Source organism: Arthrobacter sp. TJ-240 (genome assembly GCF_058269195.1).
This window is the reverse complement of record NZ_JBZCNG010000005.1, coordinates 132,201-153,620: the sequence shown is the minus strand read 5'-3', so window position 1 is coordinate 153,620 and position 21,420 is coordinate 132,201. Positions and strand designations below refer to the sequence as shown.

Annotated in this window: 22 protein-coding genes and 1 pseudogene; 9 read left to right on the top strand and 14 right to left on the bottom strand. The window is 68.5% G+C overall.

The window, feature by feature from the left end:
* Positions 1-508 precede the first annotated feature (508 nt).
* Both AC4D2C_RS13690 and AC4D2C_RS13685 read left to right on the top strand, forming a co-directional pair.
* Positions 509-922: a VOC family protein gene (locus tag AC4D2C_RS13690; RefSeq protein ID WP_490915430.1), complete on the top strand. Its 414-nt coding sequence runs from the start codon at positions 509-511 to the stop codon at positions 920-922.
* Positions 923-1,239: 317 nt separating this feature from the next.
* Positions 1,240-1,698 (top strand): hypothetical protein, encoded by a 459-nt coding sequence (locus AC4D2C_RS13685; RefSeq protein ID WP_490915429.1) that lies wholly within the window; start codon positions 1,240-1,242, stop codon positions 1,696-1,698.
* A gap of 67 nt (positions 1,699-1,765) precedes the next feature.
* On the opposite strand, the pseudogene AC4D2C_RS13680 reads toward AC4D2C_RS13685, so the two are convergent.
* From AC4D2C_RS13680 to AC4D2C_RS13670, 3 genes and pseudogenes are all read right to left on the bottom strand, one after another.
* Positions 1,766-3,193 (bottom strand): annotated as a pseudogene (locus tag AC4D2C_RS13680) (pyridoxal phosphate-dependent decarboxylase family protein).
* Positions 3,194-3,221: 28 nt separating this feature from the next.
* Positions 3,222-3,497: a hypothetical protein gene (locus AC4D2C_RS13675; protein WP_490915428.1), complete on the bottom strand. Its 276-nt coding sequence runs from the start codon at positions 3,495-3,497 to the stop codon at positions 3,222-3,224.
* A 130-nt stretch (positions 3,498-3,627) separates the two neighbouring features.
* Positions 3,628-3,894 (bottom strand): hypothetical protein, encoded by a 267-nt coding sequence (locus tag AC4D2C_RS13670; protein ID WP_490915427.1) that lies wholly within the window; start codon positions 3,892-3,894, stop codon positions 3,628-3,630.
* A 247-nt stretch (positions 3,895-4,141) separates the two neighbouring features.
* On the opposite strand from AC4D2C_RS13670, the gene AC4D2C_RS13665 reads away from it, so the two are divergent.
* Positions 4,142-5,275: a hypothetical protein gene (locus AC4D2C_RS13665; protein WP_490915426.1), complete on the top strand. Its 1,134-nt coding sequence runs from the start codon at positions 4,142-4,144 to the stop codon at positions 5,273-5,275.
* 54 nt (positions 5,276-5,329) lie between these two features.
* On the opposite strand, the gene AC4D2C_RS13660 is transcribed toward AC4D2C_RS13665, so the two are convergent.
* The 4 genes from AC4D2C_RS13660 to AC4D2C_RS13645 form a co-directional block, all read right to left on the bottom strand.
* On the bottom strand, positions 5,330-5,632 hold the full coding sequence (locus AC4D2C_RS13660; RefSeq protein WP_490915425.1) for a DUF4193 domain-containing protein: 303 nt from the start codon (positions 5,630-5,632) through the stop codon (positions 5,330-5,332).
* A gap of 197 nt (positions 5,633-5,829) precedes the next feature.
* Positions 5,830-6,459: a hypothetical protein gene (locus AC4D2C_RS13655; RefSeq protein ID WP_490915424.1), complete on the bottom strand. Its 630-nt coding sequence runs from the start codon at positions 6,457-6,459 to the stop codon at positions 5,830-5,832.
* A gap of 221 nt (positions 6,460-6,680) precedes the next feature.
* Positions 6,681-7,142 (bottom strand): hypothetical protein, encoded by a 462-nt coding sequence (locus AC4D2C_RS13650; protein ID WP_490915423.1) that lies wholly within the window; start codon positions 7,140-7,142, stop codon positions 6,681-6,683.
* Positions 7,143-7,680: 538 nt separating this feature from the next.
* Complete coding sequence (locus AC4D2C_RS13645) at positions 7,681-8,538, bottom strand: helix-turn-helix transcriptional regulator (protein WP_490915422.1); 858 nt, start codon at positions 8,536-8,538, stop codon at positions 7,681-7,683.
* Positions 8,539-8,625: 87 nt separating this feature from the next.
* Here AC4D2C_RS13645 and AC4D2C_RS13640 point away from each other — a divergent pair, with 87 nt between their 5' ends.
* Positions 8,626-9,306 carry an SDR family NAD(P)-dependent oxidoreductase gene (locus AC4D2C_RS13640; protein ID WP_490915421.1) on the top strand — a complete coding sequence of 227 codons (681 nt, stop codon included), beginning with the start codon at positions 8,626-8,628 and terminating at the stop codon, positions 9,304-9,306.
* A 137-nt stretch (positions 9,307-9,443) separates the two neighbouring features.
* On the opposite strand, the gene AC4D2C_RS13635 is transcribed toward AC4D2C_RS13640, so the two are convergent.
* The 3 genes from AC4D2C_RS13635 to AC4D2C_RS13625 form a co-directional block, all read right to left on the bottom strand.
* A complete protein-coding gene (locus AC4D2C_RS13635; protein WP_490915420.1) occupies positions 9,444-10,055 on the bottom strand; it encodes an HD domain-containing protein in 612 nt (203 codons plus the stop codon).
* A gap of 60 nt (positions 10,056-10,115) precedes the next feature.
* Positions 10,116-10,487 carry a hypothetical protein gene (locus tag AC4D2C_RS13630; protein WP_490915419.1) on the bottom strand — a complete coding sequence of 124 codons (372 nt, stop codon included), beginning with the start codon at positions 10,485-10,487 and terminating at the stop codon, positions 10,116-10,118.
* 165 nt (positions 10,488-10,652) lie between these two features.
* On the bottom strand, positions 10,653-11,006 hold the full coding sequence (locus tag AC4D2C_RS13625; protein ID WP_490915418.1) for a hypothetical protein: 354 nt from the start codon (positions 11,004-11,006) through the stop codon (positions 10,653-10,655).
* 188 nt (positions 11,007-11,194) lie between these two features.
* Here AC4D2C_RS13625 and AC4D2C_RS13620 point away from each other — a divergent pair, with 188 nt between their 5' ends.
* Both AC4D2C_RS13620 and AC4D2C_RS13615 read left to right on the top strand, forming a co-directional pair.
* Positions 11,195-12,349 carry an App1 family protein phosphatidate phosphatase gene (locus AC4D2C_RS13620; RefSeq protein WP_490915417.1) on the top strand — a complete coding sequence of 385 codons (1,155 nt, stop codon included), beginning with the start codon at positions 11,195-11,197 and terminating at the stop codon, positions 12,347-12,349.
* 229 nt (positions 12,350-12,578) lie between these two features.
* A complete protein-coding gene (locus tag AC4D2C_RS13615) occupies positions 12,579-13,496 on the top strand; it encodes a methylenetetrahydrofolate reductase (RefSeq protein WP_490915416.1) in 918 nt (305 codons plus the stop codon).
* A gap of 153 nt (positions 13,497-13,649) precedes the next feature.
* On the opposite strand, the gene AC4D2C_RS13610 is transcribed toward AC4D2C_RS13615, so the two are convergent.
* The 4 genes from AC4D2C_RS13610 to AC4D2C_RS13595 all read right to left on the bottom strand — a co-directional run bounded on the left by AC4D2C_RS13610 (position 13,650) and on the right by AC4D2C_RS13595 (position 17,982).
* A complete protein-coding gene (locus AC4D2C_RS13610; protein ID WP_490915415.1) occupies positions 13,650-14,879 on the bottom strand; it encodes a glycosyltransferase in 1,230 nt (409 codons plus the stop codon).
* Positions 14,880-15,260: 381 nt separating this feature from the next.
* Complete coding sequence (locus AC4D2C_RS13605; protein ID WP_490915414.1) at positions 15,261-15,881, bottom strand: DUF1349 domain-containing protein; 621 nt, start codon at positions 15,879-15,881, stop codon at positions 15,261-15,263.
* 28 nt (positions 15,882-15,909) lie between these two features.
* Positions 15,910-16,935 (bottom strand): SDR family oxidoreductase, encoded by a 1,026-nt coding sequence (locus AC4D2C_RS13600; protein WP_490915413.1) that lies wholly within the window; start codon positions 16,933-16,935, stop codon positions 15,910-15,912.
* A gap of 93 nt (positions 16,936-17,028) precedes the next feature.
* The gene (locus tag AC4D2C_RS13595; RefSeq protein WP_490915412.1) at positions 17,029-17,982 is read right to left on the bottom strand and encodes a LysR family transcriptional regulator; all 954 of its coding nucleotides are present in this window, start codon (positions 17,980-17,982) and stop codon (positions 17,029-17,031) included.
* A gap of 508 nt (positions 17,983-18,490) precedes the next feature.
* Between AC4D2C_RS13595 and nrdH the strand changes: the two genes are divergently transcribed.
* From nrdH to nrdE, 3 genes are read left to right on the top strand one after another with little or no spacing between them, the layout of a single operon-like run.
* Entirely contained in the window at positions 18,491-18,736 is a 246-nt protein-coding gene (gene nrdH, locus AC4D2C_RS13590; RefSeq protein ID WP_105030477.1) for a glutaredoxin-like protein NrdH, read from the top strand.
* A 36-nt stretch (positions 18,737-18,772) separates the two neighbouring features.
* Positions 18,773-19,240: a class Ib ribonucleoside-diphosphate reductase assembly flavoprotein NrdI gene (nrdI, locus tag AC4D2C_RS13585; protein ID WP_490915411.1), complete on the top strand. Its 468-nt coding sequence runs from the start codon at positions 18,773-18,775 to the stop codon at positions 19,238-19,240.
* Positions 19,237-21,396 (top strand): class 1b ribonucleoside-diphosphate reductase subunit alpha, encoded by a 2,160-nt coding sequence (gene nrdE / locus AC4D2C_RS13580; protein ID WP_490906261.1) that lies wholly within the window; start codon positions 19,237-19,239, stop codon positions 21,394-21,396. The genes nrdI and nrdE overlap by 4 nt, the downstream gene beginning before the upstream one ends.
* Positions 21,397-21,420: the final 24 nt, after the last annotated feature.

The window sequence follows — 21,420 nt, the reverse complement described above, 5'->3', positions numbered from 1 at the left end:
ATGCCGCGGCCCTCAGCAGGACCGGACGGGTTTGCCGGTCGCATCCGGGCTTGAGCGGTTGGACGCGATCAAGGATCGGCTCGAGGACCCTTCAGAGCTGAGCAGGGTCCTCCTTGCCGTCGAAACGGGACAGGGCCACCGCGTCCTGCACTACTACGCCCACCCCTCGAACAACAGCAGCCCATCAGCGCTGCAGACCCATGTTCGGGACAATCCCCGAGCCACTCTCGAACGCGAACCGGATCCGTTCTGGCACGCACCCTTGCCAACAGCTCATCTCTGCGGGAGCTGGTATGAGGGTCGACTTCTACGTTGGTGCCGGACTACTGGCAGCCCCCACAGCTCTCAGCCTCGTTCTGAATAGGTGGGATGTACTGATCTGCGTCGCGACCGGTCTTGCATGGGCCATCGCCGGAGATTGGTCTGGTTGGCGTGGTAAGGGGACATGAGTCGCGGAAGGTGCGGCACATGCTGGCCAGGGAACTTTGATGATCGTTAGTCTCGGCCCATGACCGGATTCCCTCAGATACTTCACACGGTTCTCGACACTACGGATGTGCGAGGACTGGCGGAGTTCTACCGTCGACTGCTCGGACTCCAGTACCGGTCAGGAGATGAGCCCGCGGGTGAGGGCACGCCCGACGATGTCGCTTGGCTCGTTCTCACTGACGGACAAGGCAACCGCAGGCTTGCTTTCCAGCAGGTCCATCACCTGAAACGGACCACATGGCCCTTGCCTGATGTGCCGATGCAGATGCACCTCGATCTGACCGTTCCCGATCGGGAAGCTCTCGAGCATCACCATTCCAGGGCGCTGGCATTAGGGGCAGAGCTCCGCTTCGATCGGACGGACGACCCGAACGAGCCGTTGTACGTCTACGCCGATCCGGCCGGTCATCCGTTCTGCGTCTTCGTAGCCTGACATCCGCTGGTCCGTCGAAGGATGGCTGCACGAGTGGTGCCTCGTAGCCTCGCGCCAAGAGACATGGCAGTGCCATCGTTCTGCCCGGGCCATCGCGGGAACTTGCGGGAGATTCGGGGCAGCCCTGATCCATTGACAGAGGTCAGGGGCCAGGGGTCCGAATCCCTTGGCTCAACCCGCTCATGATCGGGCTGCCCGGCGAGATGGTTTTCGATACGCCTCGACGGCCGAGTGCACAGGGATTCTTCACGCGGCCCTACACTTCGGGCCTCGCTGGTGCGACGATGACCAGACACTCTTCGAGATGGGGGACATCGATGAAGCCACTACATCCGCTCGGCGTCGCGCTGAGTATCGGGGCCGTCCTGATCGGCGCATGCTCCGCCTGCACCGCGGCCGCGGGAGCGCCGGCCGAACCGCCTGAGTTCGCGTCGTTGCAGCAGGCGGTCGACGCGGTCGATGAGCAGGTCGGCTGCCTCGACGAGGTGGAAGGGCCGACGTCAGTCCACGACGCGGTCGGCCTGGTCACGACGGAGTCGATCAAGTGCACGGAGACCGTCGAAGTCTTCTACTTCGACCGCGCGGAGGAGCTCGATCACGTCGTCACCACCCTGTCCGCCGCGGCGGAGGCCGACGGGTCCATCCGGTTCGTGGAGGGCGGGAACTGGTTCGTCGTCGACTTCACCGAGGTCGCTGCCGGCGCGTCGCCCGATGGCACCCGTGATTTCGCTGGACTTGCCGAGGCGCTCGGCGCCGACTTCAGGGAAGTCCAGTAGCGACGCCTCCCGGGGTGACCGACCGCGCCGGAGATGTCCTCGAGGGAGATGTCCTCGAGGGAGACGCCTAGCCGCGGACCGCCGCGAGGGCATCCTTCACCGCGCGGACGGCGAGTGCCGCGTCGTCGTCGTCCGTGCTCCAGTTGCTCACCGAGATCCGGAGGATGTCCCGGTCCTGCCAGCGCGAACCCGACATCCACACCCGACCGTCGGCGATGATCCGTGCGGTCACGGCCCGCGTGGTGGCATCATCGCCGAACGCCAGCGACACCTGTGTGTAGGAGACGTCGTTGAGCACCTCGACGCCCTCCAGGTCGGCCAACTGTTCCGCAAGCCGACGGGCGTGGAGCACCAGGCGCCGGACCTGGTCGGCGACGCCGTCCCGACCGAGCGACTTGAGCGCCGCCCACACCGGCACCCCGCGGGCGCGCCGTGACAACTCCGGGACGGTCTCGAAGGGGTCGGCAGGGCCGGTCGCGTCGTGAATCAGGTAGTCGGTGTGGAAACCCATGGCAGCACGCAGCGCGACGGTGTCGCGGACCATCGTGATCCCGCAGTCGTACGGCACGTTCAGCGTCTTGTGGGCATCGGTACCCCACGAGTCCGCGCCCTCAAGCCCCGCAGTCAGGGCGGCCAGTTCCGGTAGGGCGGCGGCCCACAGTCCGAAGGCGCCGTCCACATGGACCTACGCTCCGTGCGCCTTGGCCACCGTGATCGCCTCCCTGAAGGGATCGAAGGCGCCGGAGTGCAGGTTCCCGGCCTGCAGGCAGACCAGCAGCGGAGTGCGGCCTGACGGGCCGGATCCGCTGTGTCCGGCACCGGTCAGGGCGAGATCCAGGGCGCAGTCCAGTTCGGTTGGGTCGATGCGGCCCTGCCGGTCGACGGGCACCACCGTGGGTCGGCCCAGTCCCAGATGTCGCAGGCCCAGATCGATCGTGTCGTGCCGCTCCGCGCCCACGAAACAGCGGATGCGGGGCCCTCCGGCAAGGCCGTCGGCGTCGAGATCCCAGCCGGCGTCGGTCATCAGGCGCCACCGGGCGGCGGACAGGCCCGTGAAGTTGGCCATCGTCGCACCGGTGGTGAAACCGACATCGGCGCCCCGCGGGAGGCCCAGGAGATCGAGCAGCCACTCACCGGCGGCCTCCTCGATGGCCGCTGTGGCAGGGCTCGCGAAGCGGAGCGCCGAGTTCTGGTCCCACGCGCTGACCAGCCAGTCCGCAGCCAGCGCCGCGGGCAACGCCCCACCGATGACCCAGCCGAAGAACCGTCCGGAGGGCATGGCCATCAGCCCGGGATCCGCCTTCGTGGCGAGGTGGTCCACCACGTCGGCGGCCGGGGTCCCGTTACGCGGCAGCGGGCCGCCGAACTCCGCCGCGAGCTCCGCGGCAGTCAGGCTGGGGCCGACACGCCGGTCATCCTGGCTTTCCAGCCACTGCCGCGTGTGCCGGTGTGCTGCGGCCAAAGCGTCGCTGTACCGCTCCTCCGGTGCTGACATAGCAGCATGCTACGCCCGCGCACGGAGTTCAGCGCCCGGAGCGCGGGCGTGAGTACCGGCGGGTCAGGTCGGTCAGGGCGAGGGTGGCGATGATGATCGACACCGCGACGGCGGCGAGCATCACATAGAGCCCGGTCAGCATGGTCATGGGCGAACTTGCGTCGCGCAGGAAGCCGATCCCGCCGACCGCGCCGACGATCCAGAACAGGGCGACGCCGGCCAATGCGACGATCGACGGCAGAGCCCCCCGGTTGTTCTTCAACCACTGCGTCGGTCGTGCCGATTCGATCCCCATGAGCGCCATGCTCCAAGTGTCGGGTTCGGGAAGTAGGAAGGGCGCTGACGACACGTATCGGTTGGGTCACAGTTCCGGCTGCGTCCTCACCGGGGTGATCGGATTGCGCACCGGCACCGCCAGTACGAGCCGGACCAGCTCAGGCGCGCTCGGCCTCGGCTCGTATCCCCTCGCGTGCGGCGGCGTGCCCGGACGACTGGTCGCGCACCTCCTGGCGGCGATCGAGTTCCTCCCGGAGTTCGTGGTGCCGGCCCTCCGTCTCCGGATCCACCTCACCGTCACGGATGTACTGGAGGTCCCGCGAGCGGTGATTCCTGCTGTTCAGGATGTCCAAGTCGTCCCGGTCCACACTCGTCAGGTCGTCCGGAAACTCCTTGTCCGGATCCAACCTGCTGCTCTCGCTCATATCGCCTCGTTCCCGTCGTAGGTTCCCCAACCTCTCCGATTCTAGGGCCGGAGCCGAAGCCGACACGCATGCCCTGCCCGTCGGGTGCTCCTCCCGCAGACCGGCGTCCTGGGCCTCGGGCGGGGCACGATCGCCGCTCGGACTCCCGTGTGCCGAGCGCCGGGATCAGCAGAACGTGACAGGAGGACCGGCTCCCGCACGGCGGGACCGCGGCTGTTAGTCTGGCGCCACCCGATCGAGGAGTGCAGTGCCAGCTGATATCGACCCGCACGACCTGACCCCCGGGCAGATCGAGCTGATCAACGAGGGCCGCAAGCTCGAGGGCGTTCATCTGACGATCTTCGGCTATTTCGGTGGCCCGGAGCTGCAGGGCGCCTGTATCGGTCGCATGCAGCTCGACGAGGACGGCCAGCTCCCGGCATCCAACTACGACTCGCTCGAGGACCGGCTGAGGGACCTCGTGCTCGCTCAACTACTCCGTGGGGCGCTGCGGCAGTCCATCCCCATCGTGCTCGCGGGGATCTTCGACGACGTCTTCGCCGTACGAACCCTGGAGGCCGCGGGTGGTGATACGCAGGAGTACATCACCTCCGCCGGAGCACGGGTGGTGGACCTGCTGCCGCCGGCGTACCGGCACCACTACACGTCCGGTTTCCTCCAGCGCTTCGCCGTGGCGGCGGCCGAGGTGGCCTCGGACTTCGAACTCGGCTGGGAGGACCCGCGCACCTTCGCCCATGCGCTCGCCGCCTACTGCTTCGCCAAGAAGGGCATCAGGAACGCCGATACGGAGTACGGGGCCAATCTCGGAGCGATGAACCTGGACCGCATGATGGCGGGCCTGCTCGAGGAACCGACCGTACTCGAGGAGGCGTATCGTGCGGTCTCCGACAACGATGCCGCACCCGCCTGGTTCGTACCCTACGACCCGGCATCCCGGGTGAACCCCTACCTCTATCCGGAAGGTATGCCCAGCACCGAGCAGGTCGACCTGCTCGAGCACCAACTCACCCACGAGATCCCGGAGAAGTACGTGGGACCCGCACGCCGGCGAGCCCTCCAGGAGGGAACCCTGCTCGACATCAGCCCGTTCGCTTCACGCCGGTACTTCCTCTGCCCCGTGGCCGTCGAGCATACAGTCGTCGCCGCCCTCGGCCTCGCCGGCATGCCTCCGGACTCCGAATGGGAGGACCTGCTGCTGCAGACCGCATGGTACGGCGCCGCCGAACACCCCACGTGGAAGAGCTTCGATTACGTGGCCACCGGCTTCGAGGGTCAGCACCTGTACGTGGCGCTCGTCGCCGGTACCGACGAGATGGAGTCACCGGTGCTGACGATCCAGTACATCGGCGAGGTCATCGAGGAACCGGACGCGGGGGATTGACACCGAAGCAGCCCGGTGCCACCCCCTCGAGCGCTGACCCGGTCGTTCCCGGTGTCAGCCCTCGCACTCGGTGCAGTACTTGTCGCCGTTCTTCTCGCGGGCGAGCTGGGTGCGATGGTGGACGAGGAAGCACGACATGCAGGTGAACTCGTCCTCCTGCACGGGGACGACCAGTACCTGGAGTTCCTCGTCGAGGATCGCGCCCGGCAGGTCGAAACCTTCGGCGGTATCGACGTCCTCGGTGTCGATCACGGCCGTCTGCGTCGTGGCGCTGCGCTGGGCCTGGATCGCATCGAGCGACTCGTTGGCGGGCTGGTCCTCTTCGCGGACGCGCGGTGCGTCGTAATCGGTTGCCATGGCGGTGTCTCATCCTTTTGTTGTGGGGGAGTCGCAACAGGTTACATGCGCAAACAGGGAGCCCGTGACGCCGCATCGGCTGCCGCGGATCGGGCGACCGGGTGTAACCTGCCCTCCTGCCGCATTGCTCGCGCAGCACGGCAGGCCTCACCTCCCTGTAGGCGGCCGCCGTCGTCCTCGGCCGCGGGCTTGAGGAATCAGGATTCCTTCTTCGTCGGCGCCTCGTCGAGCAGTTCGCAGACGTCGGTGATGTCGCGGGCGGTGTTCTTGGTGACCTCGACGGACGTGGGCTCCAGGACGGCCGGATCCGCCGGGAACTCGAGGTCGACCGCCACTCGGCCCGCCTCGAAGTAGAGCAAGCCGGGGAACCCCTCCTCGGCGAAGACCTCGGCCTCCACGGCGCTCCACGGCCAGACGAGGGACGGCCCCCTGAGCGAGACGGAGACCATCGTCCGGTCCGCAGAGATGCGCTCCGTGTACGGCCCGGACACGTCGAGCTCGTCGAGGAACGCGTCGTCGGACTCGCGGGTGAGGTCGACCGTGGAGCCGCCGCGGTACTTGATGACGGTCCTGCCGTCATCTCGCACCCTCACCTTCCACTCGACCTCCTGGACATCGCCGGGAGTCAGCGTCACGGTCGTGCCACAGGCGTCGATGGCGATCGGGTTGTAGAAGTCCGACGGAACCGGCACGTAGTCTCCATCCGTGTCCTGCGGCTGCCCGCCGGGTGGTTCGTCCGTGGTCTCCGCTCCGGCAGGTGCGACGCCGGCGGCGAAGGTCAGTGCGAGCAGCAGGGGGAGATAGCGGAATTTGCTGGGGTCTTTCACGGTGGCTCCTCGGCCATGCGGGATCGCGCGCGCCCGGTATCCCGCCTGATGAATGGGATTCAGTGCCTACGAGGCGACGAGACCGGTGGTGGTGCCGCAAGAGGCGTCGGTGGGCGACGCCACGGGCAGCGTAATCCCGCTTTGCACCTCAGTCAACGGGCTCTCGGTGCCTTCGTCCCGACCGCCCTTCCAGGACGAGCGCCGCGGCGCACGGCGGCGCTTCAGGCGCGTTCCCGCCTGCCCCGATGGAGCGTATCGACCCTGTGCCCGGAGACCCTTCCCGCCGTCAGCTGCAGGTCGTCGAGCGATCCGTGTGATTCCTTCTGCCCGGGGAGGCCGATGACCCTCACGAGCCCGGCGAGGCATCCGACGATCACGACCGACAGGAGCGCGAGCAGTGGGACGTTCGGACCCGGTCGGGAGTCGCTCCGCTCGATGGCGACGGATTCCGCGCTCGCCGTGGCCGATGCCGAAGGACTGGCCGTGGGCGTCGGCGACGGTGACGGCGTGGCGCGGGGCGATGGTTCGGCAGGGCTCGTGGTCGCCGGAGCCGCCTCCGTGACCTCCTCGACAGGGACCTCGAGCGGCACTTCGGGGGCGACGTCGGGAACGACACCGGGAGCGACCGGCGCGAGGATCGAGGGCCCGACCTGCTCGACGGGCGCGACGGGCGCGACGGGCACAACGGGCGCGACGGGAGGCGGAGGGGGAGCCGGGGTGTCGGTCGGAGGCGCGGGGTCGGTCGCCGGCGGAGGAGTGGGCGCGACTGGGGTGGGCGCGACTGGGGTGGGCGCGACTGGGGTGGGTGTGACTGGGGTGGGCGCCGGCGTCGTGGGACGGCCGGGCGGTGTCGGGGGCTCGTCCCCGGGCGGCGGCGGTGGAGGGACAGGATCCTGGGGAGCTCGCGGCACGGAGGCAAGGGGAGGGGTCGGTGCCTGAGGGCCCGGACTCGGGACGACAGGAGCCGGCGACGTGGTGGGCGGCGTAGGTGGATCATCGGCGAAGGCCGCCGGCACACCGAAGGTCAGGCCGGCCGAGATGACGACGGCAGCGCAGAACGTCCGCTTCAGCGCATTGCTCATGATTCCCCCAGTCCGCGAGCCCAGCGCCCACGTCGGACAGCTTATCCTTCAGAAGCAGCGTCGCTCTGCGCGCCGGGGGAGAAAGTCCTGCCGGTCCCGGTCGTCGAACTCTGCATGGGCCGCAGGGGTCGAGGCTCGGTCAGGGTGATCCGGTCGGAGCTGTAATCAGGGTCTGGAGGCCGGTGACCCGCAGCAGGTCCAGCCTCGCCTCGTCCTCGGAACCGGGAACCACCGTGTAGACGACGACGCGCAGGTCGCTTCCCGGCACGGTGAGGACGTCGCAGTCGACGCTGATCGGGCCGACGGGGGTACCCGTGACGGTCTTGCGGCTCGAGCGGTGCTCGGCGACCCGCGCTTCCGCCCAGCGCCGCTCGAACTCCGCCGAAGCGGCCCGGAGCCCCGCGACGAGCCGCCCCAGCTCGGTGTCGTTCGGGTAGCGCCCTACCGCGGTGCGCAGGTCGGCAGCGAGGTCGCTCGAGAAGTCGTCGGCGTGCCGGTCGTCGAACTCCGTACCCTCGTGGCCGGAGGTGAAATGACGCCACACGAGGTTCCGTTCGAGCCCGGTGAGCGCGGTTGGGTCCCCGTTGAGGGCTGCCCAGAGCGGGTTCCAGAGCAGGATGTCGTGCGCGGCGCTGAAGACGGCAAGCGGGACGTCCCCCAGGCGATCGACGATCCGTTGCACGCCGGGCGAGATGTGCCGGGGCACCTGGCCCGACGGCGGCGCGGCGCCGGCGGCACGATAGAGGTGGTCCCGCTCGCTGTCGGACAGTCGCAGGGCGACGGCGAGCGCGCCGAGTAGCTGCGGCGAGGGATGGGTGGCCCGTCCCTGCTCGAGCCGGACCACGTAGTCGACGCTGATGTTGGCGAGGGAGGCGAGTTCCTCGCGCCGGAGCCCCACGCTCCTGCGGCCGGCACCCGCGGGAAGCCCGACCTCCCGGGGTGTCAGCCGCTCCCGCCAGGATCTGAGCACACTGGCGAATTCGTTGTCGGCGCTCACGTCGGCTCGCCCTCCCTGGGTGGTACTCCCGGTCCTACCGTCCAGGGGTGCCTTGGCGTCCGGACGCGCGGGGCACAGAGTGAACTCATGACAACAACACTAATCACAGGGGCCAACAAGAGCCTCGGCCTCGAAACAGCGCGCCGCCTGATCGATGCCGGCCACACCGTCTACGCGGGGATGCGCGACGTGGCGAACGGAGACGCCGCCCGCGAGCTCGGGGCCCACGTCGTCGAACTGGACGTGCTGGACCAGGCGAGCGTCGACGCGGCGCTCGGGACCCTCCCGGCCCTCGATGTCCTGATCAACAATGCGGGGATCCTCGGCACCTCCTACGGCATCGACGACCTCACCCCGGAGGTCATGCAGGGCGTGCTCGAGACGAACGTGGTGGGCATCGTGCGGGTGACACAGGCGGCACTGCCCCTGCTGCAGGCGTCGGAGCAGCCGGTGATCGTGAACGTCGCCTCGGCGGTTGGCTGGCCCCGCAGTCTCTCCACGGAGGGATCGGACGAATTCGCGGTCCCCGTCATCCCGTATGCGGCGTCGAAGGCGGCCGTGATCGCGCTCACCGTGCAGTATGCGAAGAACCTGCCGGCGTTCCGCGTCAACGTCAGCGACCCCGGCTACACGGCGACCGACTTCAACGGCCACGGCGGGCACCAGACGGTGACGGAGGGGACGGACGCGACGGTCGCACTCGCTCTCGTCGGCGCGGACGGGCCGACCGGGGAGTTCCACAACCGGTTCGGGCGGATCACCTACTGAGTCACCGGTGAGCCGGGAGGCGTGGCCGACGGACCGCCGTCGTCCACGGCTCCCGACCGGAGCGATGATCCTGGGCGAGGACCTGCCTGAGTTCCACTGGCGGCCTCACGGCGCCCGGATGACTGAGCGCGCGCAGGTCAGGGGCCTGCGATGGTCTCCAGCGGGTGGTGTGCCAGCTTCGCGGCGACGCCGTCCCGGACGATCCGCTGCGCCGCGGTCGAGGGCTTGCGCCCTGCCTGGTCCGTCACGCTCGCCGTGAACTCCTCGCCGAGGGTGAGGCGGGGGTAGGCGGCCAGGACCTCGCGCACCAGGCCCCCCGGCAGGACGTCCGCCCGGGCGCCGCTGATGTCCAGCCCCGTGGCGATCTCCAGCAGGTACCCCTCGACGTCCACCGCCGGGTCCACGGAGGGCCAGTTGTGGCGGACGATCACCTCGAGTGCCCGACGTCGTCGTTCGGGTGCCCAGCCTGCACCGGTGGTCAGGGCGACGGCGACGTGCCCGCCCGCCTCCTCGTAGGACAGCGCTACGTTGTCATAGGCCGGGACCAGCCCGATGTCGTGCAGGATGGCGGAGGTGTACAGCAGCTCGTGATCGATGTCCCGCCGGTCCTCGACCCGCGCGAACGCCTCCGCCCAGAGCCACGACCGCACCACGTGGTTGAGGACGGCGGGTGAATGGTGGGAGGCCGCCAGCTCGAGTGCCGCTGCGGCTGCCGGGGTGGCGGGCGCGATGAAGTCGTGCAGATGCATGGCGCCATCATCGCAGACGTGCCGGGGCCGGAAGAGTGACACCGCCCCTGGCTGCGGGAGTTACTGCAGCAACCAGCGCACGGCCTCGTCACGGTCCAGGAAGAACCGGATGTCGGAGGAGGATTTCACGGTGAAAGCGGTCAGCACGAGGTCGACGGCATCAGAGCCGACGATCGCGATCCTCGCCGGATGCTCGTACCCGATGATCGCCTTCCGTGCATCCCAGGTGATCTCCTTCAGGCCGGTCACCTCCACCAGCAGGGGGAGGGTCGATTCGCTGGAGGCCGCCATCGCCGCGCCCACGCGCGAGATGTCCGCCTGATGGATCACGAGGCGCGGGGCCCACTGCAGCCGGAGCACGAAGGGCAGGACCGTGAGCGAGAACCGGCGCGCCTCGTCGGCGGCTTCCTGCACGGTACGGCTGTCCGCCACTATCGATTCCATCCCTGTCCAGCGCCTCCCGGGCGGTCCCATCGACACGCCGAGGCGCGGATCAGGACATCAGTTGGGCCGCCGTGGGCGGCAGGCCGCGCAGGAGGGCGACGGCCGGTCGGTATTCGGCGCTGGAACCGGGGCGGATGGGTGATCGGGGGCGCGTCAGAGCCGCCAGGCAGGCAGGCCGTCCCACAGGCCGCGCCCCGGGAGGCCGTCGATGAGCTGCCGGACGCCGGGGGCGAGGGCGGGGAGCCCGTCCACCACGGCGATCAGCGGAGCGTAGTGCCGCAGTTCGGCCATCTCGTTGGCGAAGTGCAGCGCCCGGGCGTGATCCACGGTGAGGCCCACGCCGCCCGCCGCCATCGCTTCGAGGGCCGGCTGGGCCCCGCCGAAGAGCACGGCGTGCGCCAGATCGGCGGCCGTCGTGTCTGGGTCCTCGAGAGCGGCGCTGTCCCACGCGCGCAGGGCAGTCCCTTCCTTGGAGCGGACGCCGAGCACTTCTCCCTCATATGCCATGGTTCCCCCGGATGGTGATTCGCTGACTGGAAGTTCCAGAGTCGCAGCCACCGGTTCCCCCCTACAAGACGGCACAAGCCCGATCCGGAAGTTGTTAGCCGCCCGTTACCTGTGCACACTCGCCCCGCGCACTGATGGCGCGCGGGCCCATCTCGTCCGGCGGGGCGCGCCGTGCCAGACTGGGACGCATGTGTCCCCGTTCCGCGAAGCCGCAGCCGCCCTCCACGACCCCGAGCAGTAGCCCCTCCCCGAGGGGAGGTGCCGGGCAACGCCACCTCGCCATGCGCCTCGACGACGCCTGGCTCAGGCTGCAGACCCGTCTTGCGGTGCGACGCGGCAGGGTGGAGACGGTCATCCCGTACACCGGGTACGGCACGGCGTCGTGGGTGCGGGTACTCGCCCGCGTGGTCCTCAGCGACCCGCGTGACACGGGGCGGGGTTCGGAGGCCGGTCCGCTGAAGCCACTGGCCGAGGGGATGCGTGGCTGGCGCAACTTCACGAGCGCCCCGGTCCCGCACGCCGTCGTCCACGTCACCATCGGGGACACGGTGCACGACGTCGAGGCGGACCGCGGCGGCGTGGTGGACTCCCGCATCCCGGTGACCCTCGACGCCGGCTGGCACACCATCACGGTGCAGTCCGGCGAGTCGAAGGTCGTCCAGGCCCCCGTGCGGATCGTCGCGGACGGCACGGAGTTCGGCGTCGTCTCGGACATCGACGACACCGTCATGGTGACGGCCCTGCCCCGGCCGTTCCTGGCCGCGTGGAACACGTTCGTGCTGGACGAGCACGCCCGGACCCCGACGCCCGGTATGGCCGTGCTCTACGAGCGAATCGTCCGGTCGCTTCCCTCGGCGCCCGTCCTGTACCTGTCGACGGGTGCCTGGAACGTCGCGCCCACACTGTCCCGCTTCCTCTCCCGCAACCTGTACCCGGCGGGGCCGAAACTGCTCACCGACTGGGGCCCCACCCGCGACCGCTGGTTCCGCAGCGGCCAGGAACACAAGCGGACGTCCCTGGAGCGTCTCGCCGAGGAGTTCCCCGACGTGAAGTGGCTCCTGGTGGGTGACGACGGCCAGCACGACGAGGCGATCTACTCGGAGTTCGCGCAGCGCCACCCGCAGAACGTCCGCGCCATCGCGATCCGCCAGCTCTCCACGGGCGAGGCGGTCCTCGCGGGCGGACGCTCCAAGACCGGGGTCCAGCCGACGCCGGGCATCCCCTGGATCTACGCGCCCGACGGCGCGGGTATGTCCGACCGGCTCGCGGACCTCGGCATCATCCAGAAGGATCCGGACCTCGCCGACGTGCCCGATGTCCCGGAGGAGCCCGAGTCGACCTGACGGGCGGGTGGCCGCGCGTCATTCTTCCGCCGATCCTTGATGCACACAGCGGCCTGTCGTAGCGTGTGGTTCCAGGTACAGCCGGTCAGCGACTCCCGCAGGGGAGTGTGGGTGCCCCCATGCGGGCCTGACATTCGTACGCAGCCCCGCCGCGACCCCTCGCGGTCATCCGCCTTTCGACCGACCCCGTGCCCTCCGGGCGACGGACGGCACGTACGAAGAGGACCCCATGTCGTCACCGTCCTACCCCGCACTCTCCTACGAACTGTATCCACCGCGGAACGCCGAGGCGGAGGAGTCGCTGTGGACGACCATCCGCCGGCTCGAGGACACCCGGCCCGACTTCGTCTCCGTCACCTACGGCGCCGCCGGCAGCAACCACGAGGCCGCGATCGCCCTGCTGCGGCGCCTGCTCACCGAGACCACGCTGAAGCCACTGGCGCACCTGACGTGCATCGGCAGCAGCCGCGAGGAACTGACAGGCATCGTCGAACGCCTGATCGGCGGGGGAGTGCGCGGCATCCTCGCGCTGCGCGGTGATGCGCCGGACGGTCACCCCCACGACGCGGACGGGATCCAGTCGGGCGACGTCGAGCATGCCGACGGGCTCGTACGCCTGATCCGCGAGGTCGAGACCCAGCACACCGCGCAGCTGGCCGCCGGACGGGTCTCCGTGGGCGTGGCCGCCTACGCCACCCGCCACCCCGACTCGCACTCCCTGGAGCAGGATGTCGAGGTGCTCCTGGCGAAGGAGGCCGCCGGAGCGGACTTCGCGATCACCCAGGTGTTCTTCCGGCCCTCCGACTATGCGGATCTCGTCCGCCGTGCGCGCCGCGCCGGTGTCACCCTGCCGATCATCCCGGGCGTCATGCCCCTGACGAGCACGCGGCGGCTGAAGAGGCTCAGCGGGCTCGCGGGGATCGACGTCGACCAGGGCCTGTGGGACCGGCTGGAGGGCGCGCGCACTCCGGAGGAGCGCCGCCGCGTCGGCGTCGCGGCCACCGTGGAACTCGCGCGGGCAGCACTCGGGGACGGCGCTCCGGGCATCCACCTCTACACCTTCAACGAGCATGCCGCAGCACTGGACGTCCTCGACGCCCTCGACCTCGAGCGACCCCCGCAGGCAGGCCTCGCGGCATCCCTGTAGGGAGACCGGCGAGCAGGCACCGGCATCCGACAAGCAGTCACTGTGGACGGCGGATTCTCCGTCCACTAGATCCATTCCACAGGAAGATGGCATCAGAACGGCTGACTCCCTGTCGATGAGTACCGACTGAGGCCGCGCCGCGCCACTCCGGCCCTACCGCGTGACGATCGCTGCCTCGATGAGCCGAGCGGCCTTGGCCGCGCCGTCTTCTTTCGCGTACGCCTCGCGTACCTCGGAGGCGGCGGTGCGGAAGCGCGGCTCTGTGAGAACGCGTTGCACGGCGTCGACGAAGGCGGGCTTCGATACGTCTTTCGGTGACACCGCGAGGGCATTGCCGCGGCGCTCACAGGCGCGAACGTGCCAGGTCTGCTCCGGCTGCAATCCCATCCCCACGAACGGCACGCCTGTCGCGCATGCCGTCTGTACCGTTCCCTGCCCGCCGTGCACGACCGCGGCATCCACCAATCCGCCGAGCTCATGTGCCGGCAGCAGGTTGGTCAGGTGCACATTGGCGGGCACGGCGTCGCCGGGCTCCAGGTAGTGCAGAATCGGCGCAACGACGTGAGCGGACAACTCCCCGAGTGCCCGCGCCGCCGCAAGCGCGAGCGCCCGATCGGCGGAGGAGCCGAGTGCGAGGTAGATCAGCGGTTCGGATGCCGAGGCCAGCTCGTTGACGATCGGCGGGACGGGTGCGTCGATATGAGCGAAAATCGGGCCGATGCGCTCGAACCCGGTGGGAATCCGAAAGCCTTCCAGTTCCCACGGCATCTCGGTGAGCAGGTTCCGGTCCGCGGTCAGCAGAGACGCGACCGTGCGAAGCGGCGGAGCGCCGTTGGTCTTCGCGACCTTGGTGAACGACCGCGGAGCGAGCGGAGCGCGCGTGTAGGTCCAGCGGAACAGCGAGGTGGCGACACGGTCAGCCGCCCGCGCGGGCCGGCCACTGCCGCGGACGAGCTCCATACGCGTGGTCTGCTTCACCTGCGCGAGGGTGAGCGCGAACGGCACCGGATAGAACAGCGGTACCTTTTCGGCGCGCGCCGAGATGAAGGACGTGAGATTCGATCCCGTCACCACGGCGGGCGCCGCCAGCTCGCGGATGAGTCTCCGCTCGACATCGACGCGCGCCCTGACCAGCTCGGTGGTGAACGGTGTCCGCAACGCGCGGCCCTGGTCGAAGGCGATCGCCCGTCGGCGCTCGGCTGCCGACCACGATGGTGCACACGCACGATACTCGAAGCCGGCATCCACGATGAGCGAGACGTAATCGTCCTCGTAACCCATGAACACCGGGCGGTGAATCGGATCGAGCGCACGCGCGACCTGAATCATGCGAGTCGTCTCGGCCAGGTTGAAGGTCACCGGGCAGAAGAGGACATCGGCCATTGTAGATCCCGTCGAGCAGCTGTCGCAGCGCTGTGGGCGCGCGGTCGGAGGTGGCGACATCCGCTCCGGCGGCACAGAGAGCTCTTGGGCATCCCCGCGGCCTCGATGACGCGGTTGAGAGAAGATGCTTCGTACGCCTGCGTGAGGAAGGCGTGCGCCGCGGCGTCGAAGATGCGCGCCTCTCGTTCACGCGACAAGGGCTGCGGTGTTCTGCCCATAGCGTGAGCCTATCCTTCCTGTACCGAGGTGGTGTGTGAACTACGAGACCGCGTACGCGAGTCATCGTTGCGGAACCTGGTCGAGGCCGCCCGGCTCGTGCGCACGCCGGTTCCCGTACCCGGCTAGAGGGCCGGTCCGCTCGACCGGGGACCGGTCCCGCGGCTAGGAGCCGTCCCGAACGTCGGCGAGCGTCGCGTGGGTGAAGCGGACGTCCCGGAAGGTGGCCCAGGTGCCGCTCCCGGAGGGGGACTGCGCCACGAAACCGGCTCGCAGGGGTTCGGCCGCAGGGCGGTCCAGGGCGAAGTAGCGCACCAGGTCCCAGCGGTCGCCGTCGGAGGAGGCGTGGAGCGCGAAGGCGGAGCCGAACCGGCTGATCCGCAGGTACACGCCCGCCTCGTCGATGGGCCAGCCGTTGCTGTCGTCCGAGGCGCCGTTCCGGGTGACCACGGAGACCACCCGGGGGATCCCGGCGGGGTCCCGTTCGGCGCACGCCTTGAACCACGTGTCGTCGTCGAACCAGCCCAGCAGCACACCGGAGTCGAAGTCCGCGGTGAAGCCCGCAGCGACGCGTGCCTGCAACTGGAAGTCGCCGTCGATCGGTGCCGTCCACCGTTCGGCGTCCGGGCGGGGGGACGCCGGCCCGCGTGGATCGAGGAACAGGTCCGCACCGGCGCCGGCCGTCAGACGGACACCGTCGTCGCCGATGACGGGTGCATCCGGTGCTGGTGCACCGGATGCTTCGAGCGGGAAGGGCAGGCCGGGAACGTCGATGCGTGCAGTCATGCCCGCATCGTCGCACGCCCGGCGAGGGTCACGAGTCGCCCACGGCCCGTCGCGCGGCCGCGACGACCGTCGGGACGGCCGCCTTGAGCTTGTCGCCGAAGACGACGGCGCCGACACCCACGAGCACCGTGCCGAGGATCATCCGCTGCGCGGTGCGTCGCCGACCGCTCCAGCCACCGGCCACCGCCGCATTCGCGGGGTCGAGCGAGGGGCCGTAGAGGTTGCCCGTCGAGTCCTCCGCGGACTCCTTCTTCGACAGCTGGCTGAACTCTGCCTGCACCGCCATGCTCTTCTCCACCTTGGCGGGCATGAGCCGGTGCTGCCGCACCATGGAGCGACCGATCCGGCCGACGGCGATCTCGCGGACCGGCTTCTCGACGACCGCGAGGATCATCTTGGCCACATGGTCCGCGGGGTAGACGGGAGGCATGGCCACCACGCGCCGGCCGGTGTAGTTCGCCGCATGGTGGAAGAACGGGGTGTCGATGGTCGGTGGGAGCACGGTGGACACGTGGATGTGCTTCTTCTTCTCCAGCATCAGTTCCGAGCGGAGGCTCACGCCGAGCGCTCGCACGGCGGCCTTCGCCATGGAGTAGGCGGAATTGTAGGGCTGCGGGACCACCCCGAGGATGGAGGAGACGTTGACGAGGACGCCGGAGCCCTGCTCCTGCATCTGCCCCAGTGCGGCGCGCGCCCCGTACACGTACCCCATGAGATCGACATCGATCACGCGCTGGAAGTCTCGGAGCGGAACCTCCAGGAACGGCGAGAAGGCGGCTACGGAGGCGTTGTTCACCCAGACGTCGATCCGTCCGAACTCCTCGACGGCCCGGCTCGCGAGCTCCTGGACGGCGTCGTGGTCCGAGGTGTCCGTCGGGACGGCGATGGCGCGGGACCCGAGGGCCGTGCACTCCACGACGAGGGATTCGAGGGCCTCGACGCGCCGGCCGGCCAGGACGAGGCTCGTCCGGCGGCGCGCGAACCGCAGGGCGGTGGCGCGGCCGATGCCGCTCGCCGCCCCGGTGATGACGACCACGCTGTTCCTGATGCGCATTGGATCTCCTCCTCGACAGGTTCCGGACGGCGGACGGATGTGTGCTCGCCCTGTCCGAAGCTACGGATTGACCGCCGGCGGCGCAACGGCTGATCAGCGATCGGCGGTGGGTGCGTATCCGGTGGCCGTATGCTTGGGCCCGATGCTCTGGCTCCGGAGGATGTCGGCGAGCTGGTCCATGAACAGCCGTACGCGCGCGTCGTCGGCGTCGCCCGTCCGCAACGCGAAGATGCTGCGGGCGAGGCGGATCTCCGGGACGTCGAGCGCCACGATGCCCTCGGGCCGGTTGACCATGGCGAGTTCGGGGACGAGGGCTGCGCCGAGCCCGGCGGCCGTGAGCTCCAGGCTGGCATTGAAGTCGTCGCAGTACGCGGCGATCCGGGGGTGGAGGTTGCAGCTCGCGAAGAGCCGCTCGATCACGGTGGCGTCGGCGGTGCCCGGATGATGCATGATCCAGGGCATGTCCGCGAGCTGGTCCGCCGTGACGCGGGAGCCGCTGCGGATCCCCCAGCTCGCGGGCAGGATGACCCGGAAGTCGTCGTCGCCGATCCACTGGCGGCTGAGCGTGGACGGCCAGGCGAGACCTGCCTGGCCCACCTGATAGACGAGCGCGAGGTCGAGATCGCCACCGCTCCGCAGCCCCTGGATGGCGTGCGCGGGTTCCCCGACGAACAGGCGCAGCGACACCCCGAGCCGCTGCCACTCCGGCATACGGAGCAGTCGCGGCAGGGCGAAGGTCGCGAGGCTCGGGAAGATCCCGAGCCGGAGCTCGTGCGCCGGCCCGGACCCGGCGCGGGCCGTCGACGCGAGCAGGGCGTCGATGTCCGTGAGGACCTTCGCCGCGTGCCGTGCCATGGCGAGCGCCGCGTCCGTGGGGACGGCGCTCCGCGCTGCGCGGGTGAAGAGGGTGGCGCCCGTGTCGCGCTCGAGGGCGGACATCTGCTGGGACACGGCGGACGCCGTATAGCCCAGGTTGACGGCGGCCCCGCTGAAGGACCCGTGACGGATGACCTCGAGCAATGTCCGCAGGTGGACCGGGTTGACCATCTCGCACTCTCCCTTGCCGTCGTCCAGCGGTTTCTCCGAACGGATCGCGTCGAGCTTACCGGGGGTAGCCGGGGGACCGGCCGGCGCGCCGGACGTCGTCGTCCCCGACCCGGCTCGTGCCCGCCGGGGCCCGACACGACACGCCAGAAAAAGTGCGACACGAAAATTCTTGCGCCTGTGTGGAAGTCCTCCACAGCATGTGGACCGGGACCGCGAAAACAGCCGAGTTCGGCGCGTTTCCGGGGTTCCGCCGGGCGCGTATCTGTGGACATCGTGTGGACTACTCACTCCCGGAATGACATACTTGTAATACATCATGTAGGGGTATGTCCCAACGGCCCGCACTAGATGTAGTATCGAGGGACAGAAACAACCGCTGCACAGCATGAGCCGCAAGGTGCGAGAAACCCCAGATTTCTTCCCCATTTCCGGGGCCGCGCCGCTCATGTCTCGACAGCACGCTGCTGGTATGAAATTAGCAGCCGAATGAGGAAAAGGGGATCAGGATATGACCGTCACGGTTTACACGAAGCCGGCTTGCGTTCAGTGCAATGCCACCTACCGCGCTCTGGACAAAAAGGGCATCGCCTACCAGAGCGTCGACATCTCGCAGGACCCGACGGCGCTCGAGCGCGTCCGGTCGATGGGCTACATGCAGGCCCCCGTCGTCATCACCGACAACGACCACTGGTCCGGCTTCCGTCCTGACAAGATCAGTGCCCTCGCGGACTCGGCCGTCAGCTCCGTAGCCTGAGCGGAACCCTCCGGGGTTCCCCAGCGTGGCATCGCCATGAGCGCTCTCGCCGTGGACGACCAGGCTCCCTCCGCATCCCCCGTCGGGGATGCGGAGGGGCCGGTGACCGACGCCCCGCTGATCTACTTCTCGTCGGTCTCCGACAACACCCACCGCTTCGTCACGAAGCTGGGGGTCCGGGCCGCCCGCATGCCGCTGCTCACCAAGGAGCCGACCCTGCAGGCAACCCGCCCGTACGTCCTGGTCCTCCCCACCTACGGAGGGATCACCGGCAAGGGCGCGGTGCCCCGGCAGGTCGTCAAGTTCCTGAACAACGAGCAGAACCGCACCCTCCTCCGGGGGGTCATCGGGGCGGGGAACACCAATTTCGGTGAGACCTACTGCCTTGCCGCCGACATCATCGCGGCCAAGTGCCACGTGCCGGTGCTGTACAGATTCGAAGTCATGGGCACGTCCGAGGACGTGGACCGAGTAACCAAAGGATTGGAAGAGTTTTGGACATGAGTGTTGCAGAGACGGAGACGGGCGCACCCGCTGCCGCGGCGGACCGCTTCAAGGACCTGGGCTATCACGAGCTGAACGCGATGCTCAACCTGTACGGACCGAACGGGGAGATCCAGTTCGACGCCGACCGCGAGGCTGCGCACCAGTACTTCCTGCAGCACGTGAACAACAACACGGTCTTCTTCCACGACCTCGAGGAGAAGCTCGACTACCTCGTGAAGAACGAGTACTACGAGCGCGAGACGCTCCACCAGTACACGATGAACTTCATCCGCGACCTCTTCAAGCGCGCCTATGCCAAGAAGTTCCGGTTCGAGACCTTCCTCGGCGCCTTCAAGTACTACACCTCCTACACGCTGAAGACGTTCGACGGCAAGCGCTACCTCGAGCGCTACGAGGACCGCGTCTGCATGGTCGCCCTGCACCTGGCCCGCGGCAACGAGCAGCTCGCCGAGCAGATGGTCGACGAGATCATCGACGGCCGCTTCCAGCCCGCCACCCCCACCTTCCTCAACGCCGGGAAGCGCCAGCGCGGCGAGCTCGTCTCCTGCTTCCTCCTCCGCATCGAGGACAACATGGAGTCGATCGGCCGGTCCATCAACTCGGCCCTGCAGCTCTCCAAGCGCGGCGGCGGCGTCGCCTTCGCCCTCACCAACATCCGCGAGGTCGGCGCGCCGATCAAGCAGATCGAGAACCAGTCCTCCGGCGTCATCCCCGTGATGAAGCTCCTCGAGGACAGCTTCTCCTACGCGAACCAGCTCGGCGCCCGCCAGGGTGCCGGTGCCGTGTACCTGCACGCCCATCACCCGGACATCAACCGCTTCCTCGACACCAAGCGCGAGAACGCGGACGAGAAGATCCGCATCAAGACGCTGTCCCTCGGCGTCGTGGTCCCCGACATCACGTTCGAGCTCGCCAAGCGCGACGAGGACATGTACCTGTTCTCCCCGTACGACGTCGAGCGCGTCTACGGCATGCCGTTCTCCGACATCTCGGTCACCGAGAAGTACTACGAGATGGTGGACGACGCCCGCATCAAGAAGACCAAGATCAAGGCCCGCGAGTTCTTCCAGACCCTCGCGGAGATCCAGTTCGAGTCCGGCTACCCGTACATCATGTTCGAGGACACCGTGAACCGGGCCAACCCGATCGAGGGCAAGATCATCATGTCCAACCTGTGCTCCGAGATCCTCCAGGTCTCCGAGCCCACCACGTACAACGAGGACCTGTCCTACGATCAGGTGGGCAAGGACATCTCCTGCAACCTCGGATCGCTGAACATCGCGAAGACCATGGACTCGCCCGACTTCGGCCGGACCATCGAGACCGCGATCCGGACCCTGTCGGCCGTCTCGGACATGAGCCACATCAGCTCGGTGCCCTCGATCGCCAAGGGCAATGATGCCTCGCACGCCATCGGCCTCGGCCAGATGAACCTGCACGGCTACCTCGCCCGGGAGCGGGTCCACTACGGCTCCGAAGAGGGCCTGGACTTCACCAACATCTACTTCTACTCGGTGGTGTACCACTGCATCCGGGCGTCGAACCTGATGTCCATCGAGACCGGTCGCCGATTCGCCGGCTTCGAGAAGTCCAAGTACGCCAGTGGCGAGTTCTTCGACAAGTACACCGATCAGGTGTGGGAGCCGGCGACGCCGCGCGTGCGTGAGCTGTTCGCCGACGTGCACATCCCCACGCAGGAGGACTGGCGTGCCCTGAAGGCCTCGGTCATGGAGCACGGCATCTACAACCAGAACCTGCAGGCCGTGCCGCCGACCGGTTCCATCTCGTACATCAACAACTCGACGTCCTCCATCCACCCGGTGGCGTCGAAGATCGAGATCCGCAAGGAAGGCAAGCTGGGCCGCGTGTACTACCCGGCGCCGTACCTGACCAACGACAACCTGGAGTACTACCAGGACGCGTACGAGATCGGTTACGAGAAGATCATCGACACCTACGCCGCTGCCACGCAGCACGTGGACCAGGGCCTGTCCCTGACGCTGTTCTTCAAGGACACCGCCACCACGCGTGAGATCAACAAGTCGCAGATCTACGCCTGGCGCAAGGGCATCAAGACCGTCTACTACATCCGTCTCCGCCAGCTCGCGCTGGAAGGGACCGAGGTGGAGGGCTGCGTCAGTTGCATGCTCTAGGCAACTAATTTCGATCCGCCGCAG

Coding starts and splice junctions, on each gene's coding strand:
- AC4D2C_RS13690 (WP_490915430.1), top strand. CDS start 509: ATGACCGGATTCCCTCAGATACTTCACACGGTTCTCGACACTACGGAT.
- AC4D2C_RS13685 (WP_490915429.1), top strand. CDS start 1,240: ATGAAGCCACTACATCCGCTCGGCGTCGCGCTGAGTATCGGGGCCGTC.
- AC4D2C_RS13675 (WP_490915428.1), bottom strand. CDS start 3,497: ATGGCGCTCATGGGGATCGAATCGGCACGACCGACGCAGTGGTTGAAG.
- AC4D2C_RS13670 (WP_490915427.1), bottom strand. CDS start 3,894: ATGAGCGAGAGCAGCAGGTTGGATCCGGACAAGGAGTTTCCGGACGAC.
- AC4D2C_RS13660 (WP_490915425.1), bottom strand. CDS start 5,632: ATGGCAACCGATTACGACGCACCGCGCGTCCGCGAAGAGGACCAGCCC.
- AC4D2C_RS13640 (WP_490915421.1), top strand. CDS start 8,626: ATGACAACAACACTAATCACAGGGGCCAACAAGAGCCTCGGCCTCGAA.
- AC4D2C_RS13635 (WP_490915420.1), bottom strand. CDS start 10,055: ATGCATCTGCACGACTTCATCGCGCCCGCCACCCCGGCAGCCGCAGCG.
- AC4D2C_RS13625 (WP_490915418.1), bottom strand. CDS start 11,006: ATGGCATATGAGGGAGAAGTGCTCGGCGTCCGCTCCAAGGAAGGGACT.
- AC4D2C_RS13620 (WP_490915417.1), top strand. CDS start 11,195: ATGTGTCCCCGTTCCGCGAAGCCGCAGCCGCCCTCCACGACCCCGAGC.
- AC4D2C_RS13615 (WP_490915416.1), top strand. CDS start 12,579: ATGTCGTCACCGTCCTACCCCGCACTCTCCTACGAACTGTATCCACCG.
- AC4D2C_RS13610 (WP_490915415.1), bottom strand. CDS start 14,879: ATGGCCGATGTCCTCTTCTGCCCGGTGACCTTCAACCTGGCCGAGACG.
- AC4D2C_RS13605 (WP_490915414.1), bottom strand. CDS start 15,881: ATGACTGCACGCATCGACGTTCCCGGCCTGCCCTTCCCGCTCGAAGCA.
- AC4D2C_RS13600 (WP_490915413.1), bottom strand. CDS start 16,935: ATGCGCATCAGGAACAGCGTGGTCGTCATCACCGGGGCGGCGAGCGGC.
- AC4D2C_RS13595 (WP_490915412.1), bottom strand. CDS start 17,982: ATGGTCAACCCGGTCCACCTGCGGACATTGCTCGAGGTCATCCGTCAC.
- nrdH (WP_105030477.1), top strand. CDS start 18,491: ATGACCGTCACGGTTTACACGAAGCCGGCTTGCGTTCAGTGCAATGCC.
- nrdI (WP_490915411.1), top strand. CDS start 18,773: ATGAGCGCTCTCGCCGTGGACGACCAGGCTCCCTCCGCATCCCCCGTC.
- nrdE (WP_490906261.1), top strand. CDS start 19,237: ATGAGTGTTGCAGAGACGGAGACGGGCGCACCCGCTGCCGCGGCGGAC.